Origin of the sequence: Leifsonia sp. ALI-44-B (genome assembly GCF_001984125.1) — a bacterium.
Taxonomy (GTDB): domain Bacteria; phylum Actinomycetota; class Actinomycetes; order Actinomycetales; family Microbacteriaceae; genus Okibacterium.
Genome location: NZ_MTQL01000007.1, coordinates 1,164,895 through 1,186,862 on the forward strand (window position 1 = coordinate 1,164,895; position 21,968 = coordinate 1,186,862).

Annotated in this window: 20 protein-coding genes and 1 pseudogene; 8 read left to right on the plus strand and 13 right to left on the minus strand. The window is 68.5% G+C overall.

The window, feature by feature from the left end:
- Positions 1-5: 5 nt before the first annotated feature.
- Together ALI44B_RS12490 and ALI44B_RS12495 are read right to left on the minus strand one after the other, a co-directional pair.
- Positions 6-965 (minus strand): carbohydrate ABC transporter permease, encoded by a 960-nt coding sequence (locus ALI44B_RS12490; protein WP_077054950.1) that lies wholly within the window; start codon positions 963-965, stop codon positions 6-8.
- Between the two features lie 10 nt (positions 966-975).
- The gene (locus tag ALI44B_RS12495; protein WP_077054951.1) at positions 976-2,292 is read right to left on the minus strand and encodes an ABC transporter substrate-binding protein; all 1,317 of its coding nucleotides are present in this window, start codon (positions 2,290-2,292) and stop codon (positions 976-978) included.
- 253 nt (positions 2,293-2,545) lie between these two features.
- Here ALI44B_RS12495 and ALI44B_RS12500 point away from each other — a divergent pair, with 253 nt between their 5' ends.
- Together ALI44B_RS12500 and ALI44B_RS12505 are read left to right on the plus strand one after the other, a co-directional pair.
- Positions 2,546-3,604, plus strand: a complete 1,059-nt coding sequence (locus tag ALI44B_RS12500; protein WP_077054952.1) for a LacI family DNA-binding transcriptional regulator — start codon at positions 2,546-2,548, stop codon at positions 3,602-3,604.
- Between the two features lie 20 nt (positions 3,605-3,624).
- Positions 3,625-5,490 (plus strand): glycoside hydrolase family 2 protein, encoded by a 1,866-nt coding sequence (locus ALI44B_RS12505; RefSeq protein WP_077054953.1) that lies wholly within the window; start codon positions 3,625-3,627, stop codon positions 5,488-5,490.
- Between the two features lie 123 nt (positions 5,491-5,613).
- Here ALI44B_RS12505 and ALI44B_RS12510 read toward each other — a convergent pair whose 3' ends face one another.
- On the minus strand, positions 5,614-6,333 hold the full coding sequence (locus tag ALI44B_RS12510; protein ID WP_077054954.1) for a hypothetical protein: 720 nt from the start codon (positions 6,331-6,333) through the stop codon (positions 5,614-5,616).
- A 69-nt stretch (positions 6,334-6,402) separates the two neighbouring features.
- Positions 6,403-6,753, minus strand: coding sequence for a VOC family protein (locus tag ALI44B_RS12515; protein WP_143459245.1), 351 nt, complete (start codon positions 6,751-6,753; stop codon positions 6,403-6,405).
- Positions 6,754-6,903: 150 nt separating this feature from the next.
- On the opposite strand from ALI44B_RS12515, the gene ALI44B_RS12520 reads away from it, so the two are divergent.
- From ALI44B_RS12520 to ALI44B_RS12535, 4 genes are all read left to right on the plus strand, one after another.
- On the plus strand, positions 6,904-9,951 hold the full coding sequence (locus ALI44B_RS12520; RefSeq protein WP_077054956.1) for a glycosyl hydrolase: 3,048 nt from the start codon (positions 6,904-6,906) through the stop codon (positions 9,949-9,951).
- A gap of 206 nt (positions 9,952-10,157) precedes the next feature.
- Positions 10,158-11,351 (plus strand): hypothetical protein, encoded by a 1,194-nt coding sequence (locus ALI44B_RS12525; RefSeq protein ID WP_143459247.1) that lies wholly within the window; start codon positions 10,158-10,160, stop codon positions 11,349-11,351.
- Between the two features lie 103 nt (positions 11,352-11,454).
- Positions 11,455-12,153: a TetR/AcrR family transcriptional regulator gene (locus ALI44B_RS12530; protein WP_238592200.1), complete on the plus strand. Its 699-nt coding sequence runs from the start codon at positions 11,455-11,457 to the stop codon at positions 12,151-12,153.
- A 16-nt stretch (positions 12,154-12,169) separates the two neighbouring features.
- Positions 12,170-13,069, plus strand: a complete 900-nt coding sequence (locus ALI44B_RS12535) for an alpha/beta fold hydrolase (protein WP_077054958.1) — start codon at positions 12,170-12,172, stop codon at positions 13,067-13,069.
- 19 nt (positions 13,070-13,088) lie between these two features.
- On the opposite strand, the gene ALI44B_RS12540 is transcribed toward ALI44B_RS12535, so the two are convergent.
- Positions 13,089-13,673, minus strand: a complete 585-nt coding sequence (locus ALI44B_RS12540; protein ID WP_077054959.1) for an AAA family ATPase — start codon at positions 13,671-13,673, stop codon at positions 13,089-13,091.
- Positions 13,674-13,775: 102 nt separating this feature from the next.
- On the opposite strand from ALI44B_RS12540, the gene ALI44B_RS12545 reads away from it, so the two are divergent.
- On the plus strand, positions 13,776-14,237 hold the full coding sequence (locus tag ALI44B_RS12545) for a hypothetical protein (RefSeq protein WP_143459249.1): 462 nt from the start codon (positions 13,776-13,778) through the stop codon (positions 14,235-14,237).
- A gap of 8 nt (positions 14,238-14,245) precedes the next feature.
- On the opposite strand, the gene ALI44B_RS12550 is transcribed toward ALI44B_RS12545, so the two are convergent.
- From ALI44B_RS12550 to ALI44B_RS12565, 4 genes are all read right to left on the minus strand, one after another.
- Positions 14,246-14,557: a putative quinol monooxygenase gene (locus tag ALI44B_RS12550; RefSeq protein ID WP_077054961.1), complete on the minus strand. Its 312-nt coding sequence runs from the start codon at positions 14,555-14,557 to the stop codon at positions 14,246-14,248.
- Positions 14,558-14,572: 15 nt separating this feature from the next.
- The gene (locus tag ALI44B_RS12555; RefSeq protein WP_077054962.1) at positions 14,573-14,818 is read right to left on the minus strand and encodes a hypothetical protein; all 246 of its coding nucleotides are present in this window, start codon (positions 14,816-14,818) and stop codon (positions 14,573-14,575) included.
- A gap of 116 nt (positions 14,819-14,934) precedes the next feature.
- Positions 14,935-15,312 (minus strand): biopolymer transporter Tol, encoded by a 378-nt coding sequence (locus tag ALI44B_RS12560; protein ID WP_077054963.1) that lies wholly within the window; start codon positions 15,310-15,312, stop codon positions 14,935-14,937.
- An 11-nt stretch (positions 15,313-15,323) separates the two neighbouring features.
- Positions 15,324-16,526 carry an alcohol dehydrogenase catalytic domain-containing protein gene (locus tag ALI44B_RS12565; protein WP_077054964.1) on the minus strand — a complete coding sequence of 401 codons (1,203 nt, stop codon included), beginning with the start codon at positions 16,524-16,526 and terminating at the stop codon, positions 15,324-15,326.
- 188 nt (positions 16,527-16,714) lie between these two features.
- Between ALI44B_RS12565 and ALI44B_RS12570 the strand changes: the two genes are divergently transcribed.
- Positions 16,715-17,503, plus strand: a complete 789-nt coding sequence (locus ALI44B_RS12570; protein WP_077054965.1) for a GNAT family N-acetyltransferase — start codon at positions 16,715-16,717, stop codon at positions 17,501-17,503.
- A gap of 20 nt (positions 17,504-17,523) precedes the next feature.
- Here the strand turns inward: ALI44B_RS12570 and ALI44B_RS12575 are convergent, their stop codons facing one another.
- The 4 genes and pseudogenes from ALI44B_RS12575 to ALI44B_RS16460 all read right to left on the minus strand — a co-directional run.
- Positions 17,524-18,285, minus strand: coding sequence for an enhanced serine sensitivity protein SseB C-terminal domain-containing protein (locus ALI44B_RS12575; RefSeq protein ID WP_077054966.1), 762 nt, complete (start codon positions 18,283-18,285; stop codon positions 17,524-17,526).
- Between the two features lie 9 nt (positions 18,286-18,294).
- A complete protein-coding gene (locus tag ALI44B_RS12580; protein WP_077054967.1) occupies positions 18,295-19,608 on the minus strand; it encodes a hemolysin family protein in 1,314 nt (437 codons plus the stop codon).
- A 115-nt stretch (positions 19,609-19,723) separates the two neighbouring features.
- A complete protein-coding gene (locus ALI44B_RS15615) occupies positions 19,724-21,097 on the minus strand; it encodes a sulfate/molybdate ABC transporter ATP-binding protein (RefSeq protein ID WP_496507436.1) in 1,374 nt (457 codons plus the stop codon).
- A pseudogene (locus ALI44B_RS16460) lies at positions 21,074-21,874 on the minus strand (ABC transporter permease); the annotation flags it as partial. The pseudogene ALI44B_RS16460 and the gene ALI44B_RS15615, both read right to left, overlap by 24 nt.
- Positions 21,875-21,968: the final 94 nt, after the last annotated feature.

The window sequence follows — 21,968 nt, forward strand, 5'->3', positions numbered from 1 at the left end:
TGTCCTTACTCCGCGCGTTCGCGCTGTAGACGGAAGTTGATGACGCTGATGATGGCGAGCACGGCGAACAGGATGTAGCTCATGGCCGAGGCCGCGCCCATGTTGCTCTGCGCGAGACCCTGGTCGGAGATGTACATGATGACCGTGCGCGTGGCGTTGCCTGGCCCGCCCTTGGTGAGGATGAACGACTGGCCGAACATGTTCGCCGACGCCAGGATGGTGGTGGTCGTCACGAACAGCATCACGGGTCGCAGCCCGGGCAGGGTCACGCTGAAGAACTTGCGAATCGCGCCCGCGCCGTCGAGCGAGGCCGCCTCATAGAGGTCGGCGCTGATGCCCTTGAGGCCCGCGAGCAGGATGACGGCGTTGAAGCCCAGCGTCCACCACACGGTCACGCCCACGAGCGAGACCCAGGCCCACGGAACGTCGACCGTCCACGGCAGGTCGGAGGGGAGACCGACGAGCCCGAGCAGGTAATTCAGGATGCCGGACTGCGTGTCGAGCACATAGCGCCACACGACGCCGATGACGGCGACGCCCAGCACGTAGGGCGCGAAGAAGATGGCGCGGAACGCCGTTCCACCCTTGATCTTGTTGTTGAGCAGCACGGCGAGCAGCAGCGGGATGACGAGCATGACGGGCACGCTCAGCAGCGTGAAGATGCCGGTGGCACCCATGCTCTGCCAGAAGTCGCCGAAGGTGATCGACCCGGGGGTGAAGAGGTCGATGTAGTTCTGCAAGCCGATGAAGGCCTGCTCGGCCTTATAGGGGCTCCAGTCGGTGACGCTGATCACGAGGCCGAAGATGGCCGGCGCGATCACGAAGATGCCGAACAGGATCAGGAAGGGCGCGAGGAACAGGTAGGCGGTGCCGGTGCGGCGGGGTGCCCCCGACTTGCCGACGCGTGAACGTCGGCGAGCCGGGGGCACCGCCACAGCGGGCGCGGCCGGGTTGGGACCGGCCATCGTGCTGGAATTAGTCACCGTACTTGGTCTTGTTCTGCTTGAGGACCTCGTCGGCCTTGGCGGCCGCGTCGTCCAGGGCCTGCTTCGGGTCCTTCTTGCCGGTGACCGCTTCGTTCAGCGCCGTCGTGATGAAAGCGTTCGCGGCGGTGATGCCGGGGGCGCTCGTCTCGTAGTGCGCGTAGGGGAGCTGGTCGAGGAACGGCTTCAGGTTGGGGTACTTCTCGACGAGGGCCGGGTCGTTGCGCACCTCGTTGGCGGCGGGGAGCTCACCGGTCTCGGCCCAACCGGCCGAGTTGGCGTTCATCCACTTGACGAACGTGGCGGCCGCGGCCGTCTTGTTCTTGTCCTGGCCCTTGTTGTTCAGGAACATCCAGTGCGTCGAGCTCGACCAGACGGCCTTCTCGGTGCCGATCTGCGGAACGGGAGCGACCGTCCAGTCGATCGAGTTGAAGCCCTCGTTGGTGGTCTGCCAGACGCCGTTCCAGTTGTACGCCGTCTTGCCGGCCAGGAGGCCCTTGATGTTGCCGTCCTGCGCCACGTTGGCGGGGCTGTAGCCATCCTTGATGAGGTCGGTCATGTGCGTGAGCGCCTGGACGCCCGCGTCGGAGTTGAACGTGGCCTTCGAGACATCCTCGTTGTAGAGGTCGCCGCCGAACTGCCAGAGCAGCGACTGGAACTCGAACGTGCCCGTGAAGACGTAGCCGTCGACCCATTCGCCCTGCACGCCGGCCGCCTTGAGGGCTTCGAGGGCCTTCATGTAGGCGTCCTTGTCGGAGGGGACGGTGGCCGGGTCGATGCCCGCGGCCTTCAGCACGTCGTTGTTGACGTAGAGGCCGAGGGGCGTGACGCTCCACGGGATGCCGTACTGGTTGCCCGAGTAGGCGCCCGCGTCCATGAGGCCTTCGGGGAAGTCGTCGGCCGAGTAGCCGAGCGCCTTGACGATGTCGTCGGCCTTCAGGAGCAAACCCTGCGCCGCGTAGGTCGCCACGTCGTCGCCGTGGGCCACCGCGACATCCGGACCCTTGCCGGCCTTGACCGCGAGGGGGAGCTTCTTGTTGACGTCGGCCCATTCCATGGGGACGTTCTTGACCTCGATGTTGTCGTGCTCGCTGTTGAACTTCTCGATGAGCTTCGGCACGAGAACGGGGGCTGCGCCACCGGTCCAGCCGTTCCAGAAGCTGATCGAGACTTTGGGGCCGTCGTAGTCCTCGCCGGAGACGGAGGCGCCTCCGCCGGTGCTGCCCGATGACCCGCAGGCCGTCAGGGCCAGGCCGACGCCGAGCGCCAGTGTCGCCGCAAGTGCTCTGCGGGCGGTTCCCTTCTTCATGAGTACTCTCCTTTGAGTTTTACGCCCAGTGGGCGGTGCACAGGGTGGCGCCCCTCAAGAATGATCGGGCGTCGAAGGTGAATTTACAGCGCTAGAAGTCGGCCGTCAAGATCTAGACATTTCTCCAGCGCGGTAATCTGGCGGCACGGGATGCTCCGGGTCTAGAGTTCGGGGCGAGCGACGCGGGTGCGGTCATCCGCCGTCGTGGCACCGGCAGCACACGCGAGACACCACACGCGACATCGGAGGAACCATGGCGGGAGTTCGCTTACAGGACGTGGCCGAGCACGCCGGGGTGTCGATGAAGACCGTCTCGAACGTCGTGCACGCCCACCCCAACGTGTCGGCACCCATGCGCGAGCGCGTGCAGCGCGCCATCGATGAGCTCGGCTATCGGCCCAACGCCATCGGACGCCGCCTGGCGACGGGGCGCACCGGACTGATCGCGCTGGCCTTCGCGGATGTGCGGCTGCCCTACTTCTCCGAGCTCGCCAATGTCGTCTCGAAGGCTGCTGCGGCGACGGGGACGGGCTACCGCGTGCTGCTCGAAGAGACCGAGGGCACCATCGAGGGCGAGCGGGCGGTCTTGTCGGCGAGCGAGGCCGGCCTGGTCGACGGCATGCTGCTGCAGCCTTCGCAGATGTCCTCGCGCGAGATCGCCGAGCGGCACGGCGACCTGCCCATGGTGTTGCTAGGCGAAGGGCCGGCGCCGCTCAGTGTCGACCGCGTCATGATCGACAATGTCGCGGCGGCGACCGTGGCGACCGAGCATCTCGCGGATCTCGGGCGCACGCGCATCGCGTTCGTCGGGCACGAGGATGCGAGCATGTCGTGGACGTCGAGGCAGCGCATCGTCGGCTACCAGCAGGGGCTCGAGAGCCGCGGTCTGCCCGTCGAACACGATCTGTTGATCCCCACGGGGGCCATCGCTTCGGATGAGGCGGCCCGGGCCGTCGGTGCGGCGATCGATCGCGGCATCCGCTTCGATGCGCTCATGTGCCGCGACGATCTCGCCGCCATCGGCGCTCTGCGGGCCCTGCACGAGCGGGGGATCTCGATTCCGGATGACGTGGCCGTGATCGGGTGGGACAACATCGCCTTCGACGCCACGACGTTCCCGAGCCTGTCGTCGGTGTCGCCGAATACGCACGAATTGGCGCGCGTGGCGCTCGAGATGTTGGCCGAACGCATCGAAGGATATGACGGCATCGGCCGGCACCGTTTGGTCGATTTCGAGCTGGCTCTGCGCGAGAGCGCCCCGGGCTCGCGGCGACACGCCGGTGTCGCGATTGCAGAGTTTACAGCGCAGTAAATTGCGTGCATGATGTGTGCATGAGCAGTAGCCCCGCGCGCCTCGATGACGAGGCCCTTCGAGCCAGCCGCCAAGACGGCACCTACCCCCGACCGCAACTGGTGCGCCCCGATTGGGCCGATCTCACCGGCACGTGGTCGTTCGCCTTCGACGATGCCGACGAGGGGATGGCGGCCCGCTGGTTCGCCTCGCCCGATTTCGATCGCCGTATCCAGGTGCCGTTCCCGTTCGAATCCGAGGCCTCCGGCATCCATGACACGGGTTTTCATCCCGTGGTCTGGTACTCCCGCGAGCTGACCGCCGATGACTTCGCGGCCGCCGGTTTCGGCACGGGCCGCCGACTGCACGTGCACTTCGGCGCCGTCGACTACCGCGCGCAGGTGTGGCTCGACGGTGTGCACCTCGGGGCGCACGAGGGTGGGCACACGCCCTTCTCGTTCGACGTGACCGACGTCGTCGGTGCCGGTGCCGGTGCCGAGCGTGCCTCGCACACGCTCGTGGTGCGGGTCGAGGACGACCCCTTCGACGTGTCGCAGCCGCGTGGCAAACAGGATTGGCGGCTCGAGCCGCACTCGATCTGGTACCACCGCACCTCGGGCATCTGGCAGCCCGTCTGGCTCGAGTCGACGTCGGATGTCTTCGTCACGCTCGTGCACGCCACGCCCGATGTTCCGGGCGGCACGATCGCGCTGCGGCTCGACCTGAACCGGCGACCCGCGGCCGATGCCGACGTGCGCCTCGACGTGGTCGTTTCGTTCGAAGGTGAGCAGCTCGCCTCCCAGACCGTGCGCGCGCTCGACGTTACGACTGCGCTTGTCGTGGCGCTGCCCGTGCAGACGAACGGGCAGGCCTATGAAGAATTGCTGTGGTCGCCCGAACATCCGCGCCTGCTCGATGTGCGCGTCACGGTGCGCGCCGCAGATGTCGTGGTCGACGAGGTGTACTCCTACCTCGGCCTGCGGTCGGCGGCTGTCGCGGGCGGGCACTTCCTGCTCAACGATCGGCCCTACTACGTGCGCAGCGTGTTAAACCAGGGCTACTGGCCCGAGTCGCACCTCGCCGCCCCGAGCCCCGCGGCCCTCAAACGCGAGGCCGAGCTCATCAAAGAGCTCGGTTTCAACGCCACGCGCGTGCACCAGAAGTTCGAAGACCCACGCTTCCTCTACTGGGCCGACGCGCTCGGTCTGCTGGTCTGGGCCGAAACGCCCGGCACCTTCGAGTTCAGCCCGCGCGCCGTCGCCCGTATGAGCGCCGAGTGGACCGCGGTCATCGAGCGCGACCTCTCGCACCCGTGCATCGTCACGTGGGTTCCGCTCAACGAGAGCTGGGGCGTGCAGCACATCGCGCACGACGAGCGCATGCAGGCCTACGCCCGCTCGCTCGTCTCGCTGACGCGTGCGCTCGACCCCTCTCGGCCCGTCGTGTCGAACGACGGGTGGGAGCACGTGGACTCCGACATCCTCAGCATCCACGACTACGAATGGTCGGGCGAGGTGCTGCGTGCCCGCTACCTCGATCAGGATGCCTGCAACGCCGTGCTCGGCGGCTTCGGCCCGGCTGGCCGACGCATGCTGCTCGATGGGCAAGAGGTGGGCGACCGGCCCGTCATGGTCACCGAATTCGGCGGCATTTCGTACGCCTCGAAGGCCGTGCCCGACGACGCATGGGGCTATTCGAGGGCGACCAGCTCTGAGGACTTCGTCGACCGCCTCGAGGCCGTCGTGGGCGCCGTCGCCGCCAGCTCGTTCGTGGCCGGGTTCTGCTACACGCAGCTCGTCGACACGCTGCAAGAGACCAACGGCCTGCTGGCCGACGACCGCACACCGAAAGCTCCTATGGAGACGCTGCGCGCCGTCATCACGCGCACGGGTTCGGCGGGGCGCTAGTCAACGAGACGCTCCTCGGGGTGGCGTCGTCCGGCGTCACCCGCTCGTCTGCGCGCTGACCGGTGCTGCGTCGATCGATGCCGAGGCGATCGACCTCATATCGGCTGTCTCAGCGCTCAGCGCTCAGCGATCATCGGCAGAGACGACCCGGCGGCCCGCGCGCGACAGGCGGTAGCCGGGCTCGCGCACGCGGCGCGTCCACGCGTAGGTGTTTCCAGCAGGGGCCGAGAGCACGGCGTCGTAGCGGGTGTCGCTGTCGACCGCGGCCGCCGGGTCGTGGCGCAGTTCTACCTGGCCGACGAGACGCCACCGTCCGCGCGGGCTCGCGTGCAGCAGGCGCAGTCTCAGAGGCGTGCTCGTGAGGGTGTGCGCGAGGGCGTCGAGGTCGCCGGGGAGGCGTGGTTCGGCATCCGCGATCAGCATGAGCAACACCGGGCCGTCGGCGCCGCGGTAGGGCATGATCGTGGACAGGCGCGCGCCGGCGATGCTGCGGCGCAGGGTGAGCCCGAACCGCCCGGGCACGCCGAGACCCGACGACGAGGTGAGGATGTCGACGAGTCCGGCGCTCGGCGTCGGAACCCGCAGCGCCAGCCCCTGGATGTCGGGGAACACCGCGGGGAGGCCGACGCCACGCGAGATGCGGCCGGTGATGGCGACGGGCCGAGCATCCTCGAGTTCGTCGAGCCACGCCAGCCCTGAGGGGGTGCGGCCCGCGCGGGGGGTGAGGGTTCCGGTCACGGTCACGCCGTGCGGATGCATGGGCCGCGAGCCGCGCACGCTGCGCAGAACCGCGATCCCGGCCTCGAGAACACGGCCGACAACGGTAGAGACGAGAGCTGCCATGCGACAACGCTAGGCGGCGACATCCGGCGGCGGCTAGACCCTTGCGCGCTGAGGGTTTGGTGCGCCGGTTCAGGCGAGTTCGGTGACAAAACCGATCTTGTTCCCGTCGAGGTCGGTGAGCTCGAAGAATTCGACCACGCCCTCGAAGCGCTGCAGAGCGCTGACCTCGAGACCTCGCGCTGCGAAGGCCTCGCGCTGTTCCGTTGCGTTCTCGACGCTGAGGTTGACCGAGATTCCCTCGCGGCCGGCGAGTTCGGGCGCATGCGCCAGCTGCAGCCAGAAAGGCCCGAGGTCGAATTCGGCCAGGTCGTCCATCGGGCGCTGGTCGGGCTCGCCCAGGTCGAAGGCGGCCTGGTACCACCGGATGGCTGCGTCGAGATCGCGAACGGGCACACCGACGGTTATCGCGCGAGGCTTCATGGGTCGAATGTAATGCGGCCTGCGTTTGTGAACAAACGCTTGACCCCTGCTCGGGGGCCGGGATATGGTCAGGGAAGTTTCTTACTGAAACGATTCACAGGTTTGCACAACGCGGTGCGAAGGTGCGCGCGTTCTGTCCGGAAGGCCACGATGACTCCGTCTCGCGCACCCCACCTCACCCGCCGCCAATTGATCGGCTACACGGCCGCCGCCTCGATGGGGGCCGCGCTTGCCGCGACCGCCGCGCGCGGTGCCGCCGCCCAGGCTTTCGGAGCCCCCGTGGTCTCTGCGGCCGCCGCGCCGAACGCTGCCTCGTTCGCTGCGCCGCCCGCGAGCGTCGCGCCGAAATTCCGCTGGTGGTGGCCCAACGGCGAGGTCGAGATCGACGAGATCGTGCGCGAGGTGAACCAGGTCGCCGACGCGGGTTTCGGCGGGCTCGAGATCGCCGATGTGCACCACAGCGTGCCCAAGAACCTGCTCGACGTGAAGAATTTCGGATGGGGGAGCCCCCGTTGGTTGGCCGCCGTCGAGGCCGCGCTGGTGGCGGCCGAGAAGCGCGGCATCACGCTCGACGTGACGCTCGGGCCGTCGTGGCCCGCGGCCCTGCCGAACATCACGCCGCAGTCCGTCGAAGCGCTCACCGAGGTGGCGCACGGTCTGGCGGAGGTGCCGGCGGGCGGACGCTTCAACGCCGCACTGCCCGAGCCCGTGGTGGCGGCATCCGCCGGTGTGACCGAGAAGATTCTTCTGAAGGTGCACGCCGCAAAGATTCTCACGAAGCCGACGCGTGGACAGATCGTTCTGCAACGATCCTCGCTCGTCGACCTCACGAACAAGGTCACGAACGGGTCGCTCGACTGGACGGCGCCGTCGGGGGCATCCGGCGAACTGTGGGTTCTGCTCGCCTATTGGCGGCGCGGTTCGGGGCAGGAGGCCGAGGGTGGCCCGCACACGTCGCCGACCGCCTATGTCGTCGACCACTTCAGCCAGGCCGGCGCCCAGGCGGTGATCGACTACTGGGAGGCCAACATCGTCACCCCGCGCGTGAAGGATCTGCTCACGCGCGCCGGCGGCAGCTTCTTCGAGGACTCGCTCGAGATCGAAACGCATTCGACGATCTGGACGCGCAACCTCGTCGAGGAGTTCCAGAAGCGCATGGGCTACGACCTGCTGCCCTACCTGCCCGTCATCATCGAGCAGAAGGAGAAGTACCTCTACGACTTCGACGATGTGAAGAACATGCGGGTGCGGGACGACTACAACCAGGTTCTGAGCGACCTCTACACCGAGAACCACCTCGTTCCGCTGCGCGACTGGGCGCATCGACTGGGCCTCACCTACCGCGTGCAGGCCTACGGTCTCGAGCAGGACTCGATTCAGCAAGCCGGCATCGTCGACATCCCCGAAACCGAGTCGTTGGGCGCAAAGAATCTCGACGACTACCGCGTGCTGGCGTCGGGGCGCGACCTCGCGGGCCACACCATCCTGTCGTGCGAGGCGGCCGCGTTCCTGGGCAAGGCCTACAACACCACCTGGACCCAGGTGCTCAACACGCTCAACGAGACCTTCGCGGGCGGCGTCAACCAGACCGTGCTGCACGGCTTCCCCTACGCCACGGCGCCGGGCCTCGGTTGGCCGGGGTTCGCGGCCTTCAGCCCGTACTACAACAACGCCGTCGGCTATTCGGAGGCGTGGGGTCCGCGCACGCCGAACTGGACCCACGCTCGGGATGTCTCGGCCTTCGTCGCGCGCACGCAGCAGGTGCTGCAGACCGGGCGCCCGCGTTACGACATCCTGTTCCTGCGCCAGAAGGGGTGGGCACAAACCGGCATCGGCGCGCCCTGGGCGACGGCCTCGGGCATCCCCATCGGGTGGACGCACGGATTCCTGGCGAACTCGTCGCTCGACGCTCCGGGTGCCGTCATGAAGAACGGCCGGTTCGCGCCAGAGGGCGGCAATTATCGCGTCGTCATCCTCGACATCGACCGGTTCCGCGGCAATGAGGCGACCATGTCGGTGGCGGCGGCCACCAAGCTGCTGGCGCACGCGAAAGCCGGCCTGCCGGTCATCTTCTTCGGAGACTGGACGAACCCCGAGGCGACCGGGCTGCGCGACGCATCCGCAAACCAGCAGGTGGCCTCGCTTCTGGCGCAGGTGAAGGCGCTGCCCACGTCGACGACCGCGCTCGGCAACGACGACATCCCGATCGCCCTGGCCGCGCTCGGCATCGGGCGGGATGTCGAGCACTCCTCGTCGATGCTCAAACACATCCGCCGCGTGGACGGGAAGGTCGACTATTACTTCCTCACCAATACGCGTCACAATCCGCCGAAGGACAAGCTCGTCCTCATCGATCAGGACGTGTGGTTGACGGCCGAGTCGGGCGACAGCATCCCCTATGAGTTGGATGCCTGGACCGGGCGCATCACGCCCGTCGCGCATTACCGGCGCGAGGGTTCGCGGGTGCGCGTTCGGGTGCGGCTGGCCCCGGCTCAGTCGACCATCATCGTGCTGGCGGGTCGCTCGTACGCGGGGGTGACGGCGCCTCTCGTGCACGTCGTCGAGACGACCGCGACGGGTGCGCGCTTCGCGGTGGGCGCGGGCGCGGGTGCCGGTGCCGGTGCCGCCGAAGTGGTCGCCGAGGCGGCCGGCACCTATCAGGCCACGCTGTCCGACGGCCGCACCAAGACCGTGACCGTGAAGGATCTGCCCGCGGCCATCGACCTGCCGTCCTGGCAGCTCGAGCTCGACGATTGGCAGCCCGTCGACCCCGCGCGCATCGAGACGAAGCACGTCATGCACACGATCGCGCTCGACAGCCTGCAACCCTGGAACAAGATCCCGGGGGTCGTGGATGCTTCGGGCATCGGCGTCTATAAGACCACCCTCACGCTCGACCCCGCGTCGTGGAAGATCGGCCGCGTCGGCATCCACCTCGATCTGGGGCAGGTCATCGACACCTTCAAGGTGTGGGTGAACAGCGAACTCGTCGCCGAGCGAGACATCCTCGACACTCGCCTCGACATCAGCGCCTATGCGCGACCGGGTCGCAACACCGTGCGCGTCGAGGTGGCCTCGACTCTGATCAACCGGCTGCGCGTCGTGAACCCGACGGTGTATTCATCGGTGGGCTCGCAGGCCTATGGGCTGCTCGGTCCGGTGCAGGTGCGCCCGTACGGCATTGCGCGGGTCATCTGATGCCCGGCCGGAATGTGGGAATTCAGAGCGTGATGAGCGCGAGTGACGCGAAAAGCGCGAGTGCCGCGATGCGAAGGGGAGAAATGTCAGAGATGTCCGGTAGGCGGAACGGGGAGTCGAATTCTCTGCGCGGTCAGCGGCGCGCGAGCGTGGTCCGTGTCTTCGGCGCAGCGAGCGTCTTCTCTCTCGCCGCGGTGGGTCTCGGAGTGAGCGCCGCAGTGGCCGCGCCCGCCGAAGCATCCATCTCGGGTGTCGTCACCGAACTCGACCGCCCCGTCTCGGAGGTCGTCGTCTCGGCCTACCGCTGGGATGCGGCAGCCGACGACTACGTCTTCGAGCAGGAGACCGACACGGCCGGAGATGGTTCGTGGACCCTCGAGTTCCTTCCGGATGGCGAATACACCCTCGACTACGGCACCGAATTCTCGTCGGCACGCTTCGCACTGGGCGAATCACTGGCGGGCGACGACGACTACAGCGACGACGAGCCGCAGTTCGCGGTGACGGGGGCAGCGGCATCCGCGACGCCCTTCGCCGACGTCGACCTGAGCCTGCTCGGCGGTGCCCTCGAACTGACCGTCACGGCTGCCGATGGCACACCGCTCATCGACCTCGACGATGCGGCCGCCGAGCTGCGCGGCAAGACCCTGGACGGCGCGGTCGTCTCGACCGCTAAGACCTTTGCCGACGAAGAGGGTCTCGTGACGATTCCCCGCGTGCCCGTCGGCAACTACGTCGCCTACGTCGGCTCGGCGGGCGGTGCGCCCGCACCCGTCGCGCTCGGTGCATCCATCGAGGCGGGGGAGACCGTCGACTACGGGGCGCATGCCATCCCCGCGGTCGCGGACGGAGCGGTCGCGGCCACCGGAACGCTCGCGATCGCCGAGGCCCCGCGCGTCGGCTCGGCCGTCGATGTGACGCTGCCGACCTTCGATCCGGCCGGCGACCCCGTCGAATATCGCTGGTACGCCGATGACACCCTGATCGAGGATGCGACGGGCTCCACCTTCACGCCCACCGACGACGAACTCGGCACGACCCTCACGGTCTGGGTGTTCGCGCACGCGGCCGGCAAGGACCCGTACCTCGAGAGCGCACGCGCGTCGGCGGTCGTCGTCGCGGCTGACGACCCGTCGGCCACCCCGACCCCGGCTCCGACGGCGGCGCCGACACCGGGCGTCCCATCCGACAACGCGGGCTCCGCATCGCCGGCTCCGGGTGCGACACCGGGCGGCGGCGGCCCCGGCGACCTCGCCCAGAGCGGTGTCGCCCCCACGCTGGGCGTCCTCCTGGCCGCGGCTCTCGTCGCCGCCGGCCTCGTGCTCGCGCGCCGCTACCGCGCCCGAGCCGCCGGAGCTGACGTCGGGGCCGACGCTCGGGGAGGCGACGACGAGCGGTGACCGCTTGAGCGAGGAATAAGCAGTCACACCGATAGGGCGCCCGGCCTCCGGCAGGGCGCCCGTTGTCGTCTGTTGGCTATCTTGACGTGTTACGATACGAAACGTGCCGTATCTTTCTGCTCGACCTTCCGAGGCCTCTGCCCTGACGACTTCCACCCCGACGTCCTCGGCCGGAGGCCGCCCCCGCGACGCAGTCCGCGAGGGTCAAATCCTCGCGACCGTGCTCGAGATGCTCGCCGACACGGGCTACGACAGCATCACGTTCGAGGAGGTCGCGCGCCGCGCCAAGGCATCCAAGGCCACGCTTTACCGCCGCTGGCCCACCAAACGCGACATGGTCGTCGCCGCAGTCAAGGCCGGGCCATCGTCGGGCCACACGCAGGACGCCATCGACACGGGCTCGCTGCGCGGCGACCTGCTCGCCCTGTGCCACCGCCTCAACAACACGCTGCGCGCCAGCGACGGTTCGATGAGCCTCATGCTGCTGCAAGCCGGTCTCGAAGATGCCGAACTCTGCGAATACCTCGAGGCCGCCACGGGCCCGACCGGCGCGCGGCTGCCCGCCCCCGTGCTCGAGGCAGCAATCGCTCGCGGCGAGCTCCCGGCCGGCGCGAAACCCTTCCCCTACGAAGAGGTGACGGGCTCGGTCCTCCTCCTCCGCCGCCTGAACGGCCTCACGGTCGACCACGCCTACCTCGAAACGCTGATCGACAGCATCCTCATCCCCGCCCTCGCTGCCAGCGCCGCGTCCCTCTCCGAACCGCCGCGCGGCATCTTCTCCGGCGCGCCCGCCTCCGACTGACCCCCCGAAAGGCATCATGAACGACATCTCCAGCCCGGCCCCGCTCGCCATCGACGGCTTCCGCACCGAGCGCATAGCCGCCGCGCCGGGCGTCACCCTCAACGTCGCGGTCGGCGGCTCGGGCGACCCCATCGTCCTCCTCCACGGCTTTCCGCAGACCCACCTCATGTGGCGGGATGTCGCGCGCGACCTCGCGGCGACCAACACCGTCATCGTCCCCGACCTCCGCGGCTACGGCGCGAGCGACAAGCCCGAAGAAACCTCGCCCGACGTCTACTCGAAGCGCACCATGGGCGCCGATATCGTCGCCATCGCGCGCGAACTGGGCCACGAGAAGTTCTCGCTCATCGGCCACGACCGGGGCGCCCTCGTCGCGGTGCGCGCGGGCCTCGATCGCCCCAAAGTCGTCACCCACCTCGGCATTCTCGACGTGCTCCCCACCCTCGACATGTGGGATGTCTTGCACGGCGTCGACGCGAAAGTGGCGTGGCACCTCTACCTGATGGCCCAGCCGGCCGGCCTGCCCGAGCGCATGATCGCGGCCACCGGCGAAGAGTTCTTCGCATCATTCCTCGACGCCTGGGACACCGACGGTGCGACGTTCCCGCCGCACATCCGCCAGCACTATGTGGACGCGTCGGTGGCAGCCATCCCGTCGATCGTCGCCGACTACCGCGCCTCGGCCGGCATCGATCTGGATCTCGACCGCGCCGACCGAGCCGCGGGCGCGCAACTCGCCATGCCCGTCGGCATCCTGTCGCAGGACTGGGGCTCGCAGCTGGGGTTCGACGCGTCGTCGCTCTGGGCGGCCTGGGCCCCCGACCTCACCTACGAGCCCAGCCAGGCTGGCCACTACATGGCCGAGCGCGCCCCCGCCGACGTCGCCGCCTTCATCCGCGGCCTCGTCGCCCGCTAGCCCACGGCCGGAACGAGCTTCACCGAATGTGGCGCAACGTCACACCGAGGCGCCGCGCAGGCTGAGCGAGTCGTTCGGCGAACGAGTGCGAGAGCGAGACACCCGCAAGTGCGCCGATGTGCTCCACGACCTGAGGCACGCTCATCCCATCGGTCGCGAGACGCTCGCCGAACGGGTCGGCTCTCAGGGCTGCATCGGCGTCCTCGAAGCGCTGCGCGGCCCAGCTGCTTCGACCGTCGAGACGGCTCCGCAAACGCCGCAGCACTGTCGTCTGGTTCGCGAGCAGCGTCACATGCAGCGTCTTGATGTCCGCCCCGTGCAAGGCGTCGAAGATGACTCGGCGCCTCACGGGATCGGTCAGCGTCATCGGTACGATCAGCGTGCCGGGATGCTTGCGCGAAATGTCGACCAAGATCTCGGCCGCGGTAGGCGCCCACCATGGCGTCTCCTGAAAATCATCCCGAATGGCGGGCGGGTACATCCGCTGGATGCCGAAGCCCAACAGCTCGGGGTCGACCACCGCGCTCCCCGGAAGCTTGCGATGCAGCCCGAATGCGGCCTGCGTCTTCCCCACCCCGAAAGTCCCATTGATCCAGATCAACACACCCTGAGCCTAGAGCGCTGCGTTGGTGCGTGCTCGTAACCAATGGGCAACGAAAAGGCGCTCGGTATACCGCTCCAGGGCGCGGCGTGACACGGTCGAGTCATGAGTTCGCCACGGCGCCACGCACGCCCGGTCGTGACATCTGCGGCACTCGCCCTCCTTGGGCTCACGCTCACACTCGCGGGATGCGCCGGGTGGGGCGGCGGCGCCGCGTGCACCGCCATCGGCTACACCCAGTCGCTGACCGTCGTCACGGTGGGGCAGGTAGCGGAGGCGGCATCCATCGAGTTCTGCGACGCGGAGGGCCGCTGTTCGCTCACCGCCGAGCAGCGCGCCGATGACGACACCGTCGGCTCGGTCTACGACATCGTGCCCGTGAACGGCTCGACGTGGCAGGTCACGCTGTTCGCGGGCCAGGTGCCCGAAGCTACCGTGACTGCCCACCGCGAGGATGGCTCGACCGCCGGGGCAATCACGACGCCTCTCGCGTGGACGTGGCTTTCGGACGACCAGGTTTGCGGCGGCCCCACGGCTGCCTTCCCGGTCTTCCTACCCGTCGGCTAAGCGCGCAGTTAGTCGGCCAACGTGAGCGGCAACTGCTCCGAGAACACGCGCGTGGTGGGCGGTGCCGCGAGCAGTTCGCGGATGCGTCCGCCCCCGCCCTCGGGAGTGGCGCGCCATTCGACGTACCGCGTGTGGTCGATGGTGCTCGCCCACTTCTCGACGACGATCATGTTGGCGGGGTCATCGTCCGATACCAGCACCTCGAGGCCCTCGTTACCGGGCCAGGCGCGGGTCGCCGCCAGTGTCTCGCTGAGGATCTCGGACGCGTCGGCGAGCTTCGCCGGGTCGAGCTGGATCTCGAAATGCACGATCGTAGTCATGCCCAACCCAACGTGTCAGGGCTGTCCGTATTCCATGGGCGAGCCCTGCACCCACCAGCCGAACAGTGGCATCCAGAAGGGTGCGGAGAAGATCGCGATCCAGGCGGCGGCCGAAATCGTGACGCTCACCGCGGCGGTGGCGACGACGAGCAGGACCACGGCAGATGTCCCGGCGCGCACGGCTTCGGTCGACGTGTTGTCGTCGACGTCCTCCTCGTTCTCGGCCAGCAGCAGCCCGAGGGCGTCTTCGTCGGTAGTCATGTTTCCCACCCTCGTCGATCCTGAGCCTCGACTCTAACAAGGCCCGCCGCAAACCTGTCCGACCTTTGAGTCACTCGCGGGCTGTGTCCCGAGCTTGGGGGTGCGGGTGCGGAGGGTCAAGAACTCGTGCGCGATGTGGACGGCGGCTCGTCGAGCGCATCCAGTTCTGCGAGGGCCTGGTGTGCCCGCTCCAACCGGTCGGCGGGGGTGTCGTCCCACCAATACGGCCCGCGCTCGCCGAGGCCGTGTTTGGCGAGCCCGACACGCCTGCGTGCCGCCGCAACCGCGTCGTTGTCGGCATCCTTCTTCGCCGTACCCACGCCCGACCGCCCGCGGCCCAGATGTGATTTCAGCGCGGCGACGACGTCCTCGGGCAGGCTCGGATCGGTGCGCCGCCAGCGCCGCCCGTTGACGACGAGCCAGCGCTCGTCGTCGGTCGTTTCGCTATCGGGCCCGCCGGGTTGCGCGGAGGCGGTTTCGTCGTTTGGGGACAAGGGTCGCCCCGTCAGACGAGTTCCACCTTGATCCATCCGGGTTCGCGACGGTCGAATGCCTCGTATGCCGCGATCGCGTCGCCGATGTGCTCGTGCTCGGTGATCAGCGCGGTCGGATCGAATTGCCCCGATGCGACGAGGTCTATGAGGGGAGGCGTCACCGAATGGTGGTCGCAATTGCCCGCTCGAATCGTGAGGTTCTTGTTCATCGCTTCGCCGATCGGGTACTGCTCGACCGTCGGCGAATACACGCCGATGATGCCGATGCGGCCGTACTTCGCCACCACCTCGACCGCCCAGCGTGCCGCCTGGGAGGGGCCGTCGCCCGGCTTCCACTGGGTGGCGTCGGGGTCGGCATCCGGCGCTATCTGCGCGACCTCGGCGTCGAATTTCGCCGCGTCCTCGTCGGAGACCGCGGCCGGCCCGCGCTTCGGGCGCTCGGCATCCACACCCACCGCATCGATCACGCAGTCGGCTCCGATGCCGTTCGTGAGATCCATGATGGTCTGCACCGGGTCTTCGCGGTTGTAGTCGACGATCTCGCAGTTCTGGGCCAGGGCAGCGGCCAAGCGGGACTCCTCGCCGTCGACGATGATGACCCGTCCGGCGCCCTGCTTGAAGGCGGATGCCGCGGCGAACTGCCCGACGATACCGGCGCCGAAGACGACCACCACGTCGCCACGGGTCACGCCCGCGAGCTCGGCGCCGAACCATCCGGTCGGGAAGATGTCGGAGAGCAGGATCGCCTGCTCGTCGGAGACGTTGTCGGGCAGCGGGTGCATGCTGTTCTGCGCCCACGGGATGCGCGCGTACTCGGCCTGCAGGCCGTCGATGGGGCCGGTCGTCTCGGGGCCGCCGAAGAAGCTCGTGCCGGCCTGCGGGCCGTTCGGGTTGGCCACATCGCACTGGCTGGTCTTACCCATGCGGCAGTAGCGGCAGGCGCCGCACGACATGGTCGAGTTCACGACGACGCGGTCGCCCGGGCTGAACCCGCGCACGGCGTCGCCCACCTCGACGACCACACCGACGGCCTCGTGACCGAGAATCGTGCCCTCGCGCATGGGTGCCATGGTGCCGCGCACGAAGTGCAGATCGGTGCCACAGATGGCGCTACGGGTGATGTGGATGATCGCATCGTGCGGGTCCTGAATCGTGGGCTGCGGCACCTCGTCGAGTCGGATGTCGCCGATACCGTGCCAAACAACTGCCTTCATGATGAACCCTCGTTTCCCGCTGCGCGTGTCGTGTCTCGTGTCTCGTGCCTTGTGTCGTATTTCCGTCAAGGCACCAGTCAAACGGCCGCTTCGACCCCGCAACAGGGCATTGCCAGCCACCGGACGCGCGGTTATCGTGTGCCCGCCGGCATTGTGCTGGCGCCGCCCGCCTGCGACGATGAACCCCGATGACTGATATTGAGCGTTACCTCCAGGCCTATGACGAACAGCTCCGAACGGATGCCGAGACCCCGAGCGCCGTGAGCGTCACACGCCTCGGCCCGCTCCGGCTCGTCACCTTCGCCGGTGGCCGAGGTTTCATCACCTACCAAGACCTCGGCGATGCGGATGCCGCGGCCATCGCGGCACTCGTGGAAGACGCGCTCGCGCACTACGTCGTGCAGCTCGAGATCACGCGCGTCGAGTGGAAGACCCGCGGGCATGACCGGGCACCCGGCCTCCACGAGGCCCTGCGGTCGAACGGTTTCGAGCCCGACGAGGTCGAATCGATCATGATCGGCCCGCTCGAAGCCCTGGCCGAAGACATCCCGACGCCCCCCGGTGTGACCCTGCGCGTCGTCACCGATGAGGCGGATGTCCGGGCCATGAGCGCCATGATCGACGAGGCGTTCGGCGAAGACGTCGACCCCGGCATCGCCGACGCTCTACTCGCGCGCCTCGCCCGCAACGACGGCATGCAGCTCTGGGTCGCCGAAACCGACGGCCGCATGGTGTCGGGCGGCCGCCTCGAACCGGTGCCCGGCACGGACTTCGTCGGCATCTGGGGCGGCGCCACCCTCGAGGCCTATCGCGGTCGCGGCATCTATCGCGCGCTCACGGCCGCCCGGGCGCGAGCCGCCCTGGCCCTCGGCAAGACCCTCGTCCACAGCGACTCGACCGAGTACTCGCGCCCCATTCTCGAGCGCTCAGGCCTCGTCAAGGTCTCGACCACGACCCCCTACCGCTGGGCGCGCTGACTCGTCGGACAGCGACAGGGTCAGCCGCGGCGGCCGAAGAGGGAGCGTCGGGACGAGGGGCGCGTATAGAAGGGCTGGAGGCTCGTGAGCAGGTGTTTCTCGCGCGGGCCGGCGAACGCGACATCCACGGGGTGCACCTGGGAGTAGTACACGAGGGCGCTGCCCAGGTCGTCGCTCACGGCCTCGCGGGTGTCGCGTGATCCGACGAGCACGAGCAGGTAGGCCTGGTCGTTGTTCTCGGGCGTGACCTTCCAGCCGAGGAACGCGCGCTCGACCTGGGGATGCCGCGCGAACAGCTCGGCAAGCGTCTGCTCCATGCCATCCGGAACCTGCGCGGGAGCGCCGACGAGAACCTCGGTGTCTTTCGCGAGCACGTTTGGGGTCATGGGGGCGACGCCGTCGAGCAGCTGCGCGATCTCGCCCGGCAGAAACTCTTTGCCCTGCGGCGAATGCGGGTTCAGCACGAGGCGCGCGCCCCGAGTCATGTCCCAGAACGCGCGGCAGGACAGCGCGAGGTAGCGGGTCTCGTAACCCGGGATGGCGGCCTGGGTCTCGGCGAGCCGCGCCTCCGAGGTGTAGAACGGCTGCACCGAGCTGCCGTCGGCCGACGTGAGGGGAGCGAAGGTGGCCATCTGCCCCTCGCCGTCTGCGGCCGGTTCGGCCCACCCCGGCACGAGCACGGTGCTGTCGAGCAGCGCGGCCAGGAAATCCGGGATGCCTTGCCCCGTATCGGCCGCGCGGATGAGAAGGGCTTCGAGCGTCGTCTGTTCGCTGTTTTCCACGCCGCGAGCCTACCCCTGTGCCGCGTCGGTGGGCGCGGGGTCGCCCGCGGGTCGCTTCGTCACGAGGATCTCGGCGATGCGGCGACGGTCCATGGCCGTCACCTTCAGTGAGGCATCCTCGAGCTCGATGACGTCGCCGACGGTCGCGAGCCGTCCGAGCCGGTGCACCACATAGCCGGCGATGGTGTCCCACGTGCCGCGAGGGATGCTCACTCCCGCGGCCTCCTCGAAGTCCTGGATGTTGAGGCGGCCGTCGACGACACCGCCCTCGTCGGCGAGTTCGCGGGGTGCGGCATCCGTGTCGTATTCGTCGAAGATCTCGCCGACGACCTCTTCGACCAGGTCTTCGAGCGTGACGATGCCGTCGGTGCCGCCGTATTCGTCGACGACCACGGCGATCTGCTGGTTCTGGGCGCGCATGCCCGTGAGCGTGGGCAGGACGCGCGCGGTCGACGGCAGATAGGGGATGTCGCGGCTCACGTCGCCGAGTGGCCGCGAGCTGTCGGTGGCCGCGGCGTCGTACAGATCGCGCACGTGCACGAACCCGGTGATGTCGTCGATCGACTGGTCGACCACGGGGTAGCGCGAGAACGGCAGGCCCTGCACGCGGTCGACGGCCTCGGCAATCGTCCCGGCACCGTCGAGCGCCACGACCTCGGGCCGCGGGCGCATGACCTCGCTGATCTGGCGGTCGCGCAGCGAGAGCACGTCGTCGAGGATGCGGCGCTCGTCCTCGGGCAGGCCCTCGTGGCTCGACACGATGTCGCGCAGCTCCTCGTCCGAGAGCTCGTCGCTCGACTTGTTGGGGTCGCCGCCCAGCAGCCGCACGACGGCGTTGGTCGACAGCGAGAGCAGCCAGATGACGGGCCGCATGAGGTGCGCGAATCCGTTGAGGACGGGCGCGACGGCGTAGGCGAACTGCGCATTGCGCTGGATGGCGAGCCGCTTGGGCGCGAGTTCGCCGAGCACGAGCGACAGGTAGGCGATGACGAGCGTCAGCGTGATGGTCGCGATAGTGCCGGCCACCTGTTCGCTGAGCCCCCAGGCCACGAAGAGCGGCACGACGGATGGCGCGATCGACGACGCTCCGTAGGCCGCCGACGCGAACCCGGCCACCGTGACGCCGATCTGCACGGCCGAGAGGAAGCGGTTCGGGTTGCGGGCCAGGCTCGCGACCTTCTCGCCGCGTTTGCCGCGCTGCGCGATGGCGTTGACCTGGCTCTCGCGCAACGTGACGAGGGCCATCTCGGTGGCCGCGAAAACGCCGCCGATGAGCACGAACACGAAGACGAGGACGATGTTGAGCAGAAGGTCGCCGTTCATCGGGCCACCCCCTGCGAGGTGCGGTGTGCGCTCGGGGTCACCCGGGCGCTGGGTCTATGGCAGTCGGTCGATGGTTCGACGGTGCGTGTCATGCCCGCAGCCTATTGAGCTTTTCTCAGAAAACGCCCGGGGTTGCGGGGTCGGTGGCGTCTGGGGCGGATGCGTCGGTGCGTGTGTGGGGCGCGGGGAATGCGACCACGTGATGTGTCGGCAGGGAGAACGTGACGCGGTCTCCGGCGTCGATGTTCATGGGCGCCCAGCGTCGCAGCGGAAGGTCGGCGAACACGTGCGCCGCTCGCACCCGCGCCGTGTCTCCATGCGGTTCGACGTCGAGGATGTCGGTGGTAATGCCACTGTGCTGCCCGAGGTGTGCGGCGCTACGGCCATTCGGCTCCTCCGCGAAGGCCGCCTCCGCCTCGTCGCTCGCCGAGAATTCGGCCGGCGTCGTTTCCGAGCGGCGCACTCCGACCGATGCGGGCGAGATGACCGCAACCCAGCGCTCGCCCGTCACCCTCGTCGGATCGGCGGCGTCGGGACGTATCGGTGATCCCCCGACAGCGCGCTCGCGCTCGCCCCGCGGAGGCAGGGGGATGCGCAGCCCGTCGTCCGTGTGCAGGACATCGCCGCGGCGCTCACCCTCGAAGAAGTTCAGGCCCGCGAGCTGCGCCATGAACGGCGTGCGCGGGCGTTCGATGAGGTCGTGGGGTGAGCCCTGCTCGACGATGCGGCCGCCGTTCATGACGAGCGCGCGGTCGGCGAGCGTGAGTGCATCGACCACGTCGTGCGTCACGAGGATGGTCGTTCGGTCGGTCAGCACGGTGCGCAGCAAGCGGCGCAGGTCGGAGGCGACCCGCACGTCGAGGGCTGACATCGGTTCGTCGAGCAGCAGCACCTCGGGGTTCGTGGCGAGGGCTCGCGCGATTGCAATGCGCTGAGCCTGCCCGCCGCTGAGCGTCGCCGGCATCCGATCTGCCAGGGATGCGGCATCCACTTGCCTGAGCCACCGCAGCGCCGTCTCGCGCGCGACCCGTCGTGACGCCCCCGCGCTGCGCGGACCGAATGCCACGTTCTCGAGCGCGGACAAATGCGGAAAGAGTAGGGCGTCTTGCGCCAGGAGAGCGACGCCCCGGCGATGCGGCGGCACGTTCACCCCGCGATCAACGAGAGTGCGCGAGCTGCGTATGCGAGAACCGAGGTCCGGCGTGAGGACCCCAGCGATCGCGCCCAACATCGTCGACTTACCCGAACCATTCGGACCGAGAATCGCGACCGTTTCGCCGGCCCGGACCTCGAACGAAGCCTCGACATTGCGTTCGCCGTGCCGGAATCGGGTGTCGAGCGAAACGGCCGCTCGACGCCGATGGGGCCGCGCATCCGGGCCTCTTTCGGTGTCGGCCCCGTTAGAGAGGAGCTTTTGTGAGGCATCCGTCGCGTCTGCGTCCTCAGTCGACTGTGCGCCGACGTCGGCCCGGCGTGCTCCCGGCTGCAGCCCCGCCAGCCACTGCGAGGCGACGACAATGAGCACCGCGACCAGGACGAGCACGAGGGAGAGGGCGACCGCGGCATCCGGGTCGGTTTCGCGCTGCAAATAGATCTCGAGGGGCAGCGTGCGGGTGGTGCCGGCGAGGCTGCCCGCGAAGGTGAGGGTTGCTCCGAACTCGCCGAGCGCGCGGGCGAACGACAGCACGGCGCCCGAGACGACGGCGGGCATAAGAAGGGGAAGCGTGACGCGCAGGAACACGGTCGTCGGACCGGCCCCGAGGGTTGCTGCGACGGTCTCGTAGCGCCCGCCGAACGTGCGCAGCGCTCCCTCGAGGCTCAGCACCAGGAAGGGCAGTGCAACGAAGGTCTGGGCGAGCACCACGGCGGTCGTGGAGAACGCGATGTCGATGCCCCACGAGCTGAGCAGCTGGCCGATGGGCCCCCGCCGCCCGAACGTGTAGAGCAGCGCGATGCCCGCGACGACGGGCGGCAGCACGAGCGGTAACAGCACGAGCGCTCGCACCACACGTTGTCCCGGGAATCGACTGCGTGCGAGCACGACGGCCAGCGGCACGCCGAAGACGAGACACAGCACCGTCGCGGTGAGCGACGTGCGCAGGCTCAGCCCGAGGGCCTGGAGCGAGGAGTCCGACGTGACGAGAGGGATGAATTCACCCCAGTTCACGCGCGCGATCATCGCGACCAGCGGCACCACCACGAACAAGCCGCCCACGGCCGCGACGACGAGGAGCCACCGAGGAACACCGATGCCTACCCCGGCCACGAGGTCAGCGGGACGTCGGTCTCGAGAAGCGCTCACGATGTCATCAGCCGCTCGCCTCGTGGGCTGAAGCGCGACGAAGACCGTATCGCTCGGG

What these genes read in the sequence shown, in the direction of transcription:
- ALI44B_RS12490 (WP_077054950.1), bottom strand. Translation starts at nt 965, where the DNA reads ATGGCCGGTCCCAACCCGGCCGCGCCCGCTGTGGCGGTGCCCCCGGCT.
- ALI44B_RS12495 (WP_077054951.1), bottom strand. Translation starts at nt 2,292, where the DNA reads ATGAAGAAGGGAACCGCCCGCAGAGCACTTGCGGCGACACTGGCGCTC.
- ALI44B_RS12500 (WP_077054952.1), top strand. Translation starts at nt 2,546, where the DNA reads ATGGCGGGAGTTCGCTTACAGGACGTGGCCGAGCACGCCGGGGTGTCG.
- ALI44B_RS12505 (WP_077054953.1), top strand. Translation starts at nt 3,625, where the DNA reads ATGAGCAGTAGCCCCGCGCGCCTCGATGACGAGGCCCTTCGAGCCAGC.
- ALI44B_RS12510 (WP_077054954.1), bottom strand. Translation starts at nt 6,333, where the DNA reads ATGGCAGCTCTCGTCTCTACCGTTGTCGGCCGTGTTCTCGAGGCCGGG.
- ALI44B_RS12515 (WP_143459245.1), bottom strand. Translation starts at nt 6,753, where the DNA reads ATGAAGCCTCGCGCGATAACCGTCGGTGTGCCCGTTCGCGATCTCGAC.
- ALI44B_RS12520 (WP_077054956.1), top strand. Translation starts at nt 6,904, where the DNA reads ATGACTCCGTCTCGCGCACCCCACCTCACCCGCCGCCAATTGATCGGC.
- ALI44B_RS12535 (WP_077054958.1), top strand. Translation starts at nt 12,170, where the DNA reads ATGAACGACATCTCCAGCCCGGCCCCGCTCGCCATCGACGGCTTCCGC.
- ALI44B_RS12545 (WP_143459249.1), top strand. Translation starts at nt 13,776, where the DNA reads ATGAGTTCGCCACGGCGCCACGCACGCCCGGTCGTGACATCTGCGGCA.
- ALI44B_RS12550 (WP_077054961.1), bottom strand. Translation starts at nt 14,557, where the DNA reads ATGACTACGATCGTGCATTTCGAGATCCAGCTCGACCCGGCGAAGCTC.
- ALI44B_RS12555 (WP_077054962.1), bottom strand. Translation starts at nt 14,818, where the DNA reads ATGACTACCGACGAAGACGCCCTCGGGCTGCTGCTGGCCGAGAACGAG.
- ALI44B_RS12565 (WP_077054964.1), bottom strand. Translation starts at nt 16,526, where the DNA reads ATGAAGGCAGTTGTTTGGCACGGTATCGGCGACATCCGACTCGACGAG.
- ALI44B_RS12570 (WP_077054965.1), top strand. Translation starts at nt 16,715, where the DNA reads ATGACTGATATTGAGCGTTACCTCCAGGCCTATGACGAACAGCTCCGA.
- ALI44B_RS12580 (WP_077054967.1), bottom strand. Translation starts at nt 19,608, where the DNA reads ATGAACGGCGACCTTCTGCTCAACATCGTCCTCGTCTTCGTGTTCGTG.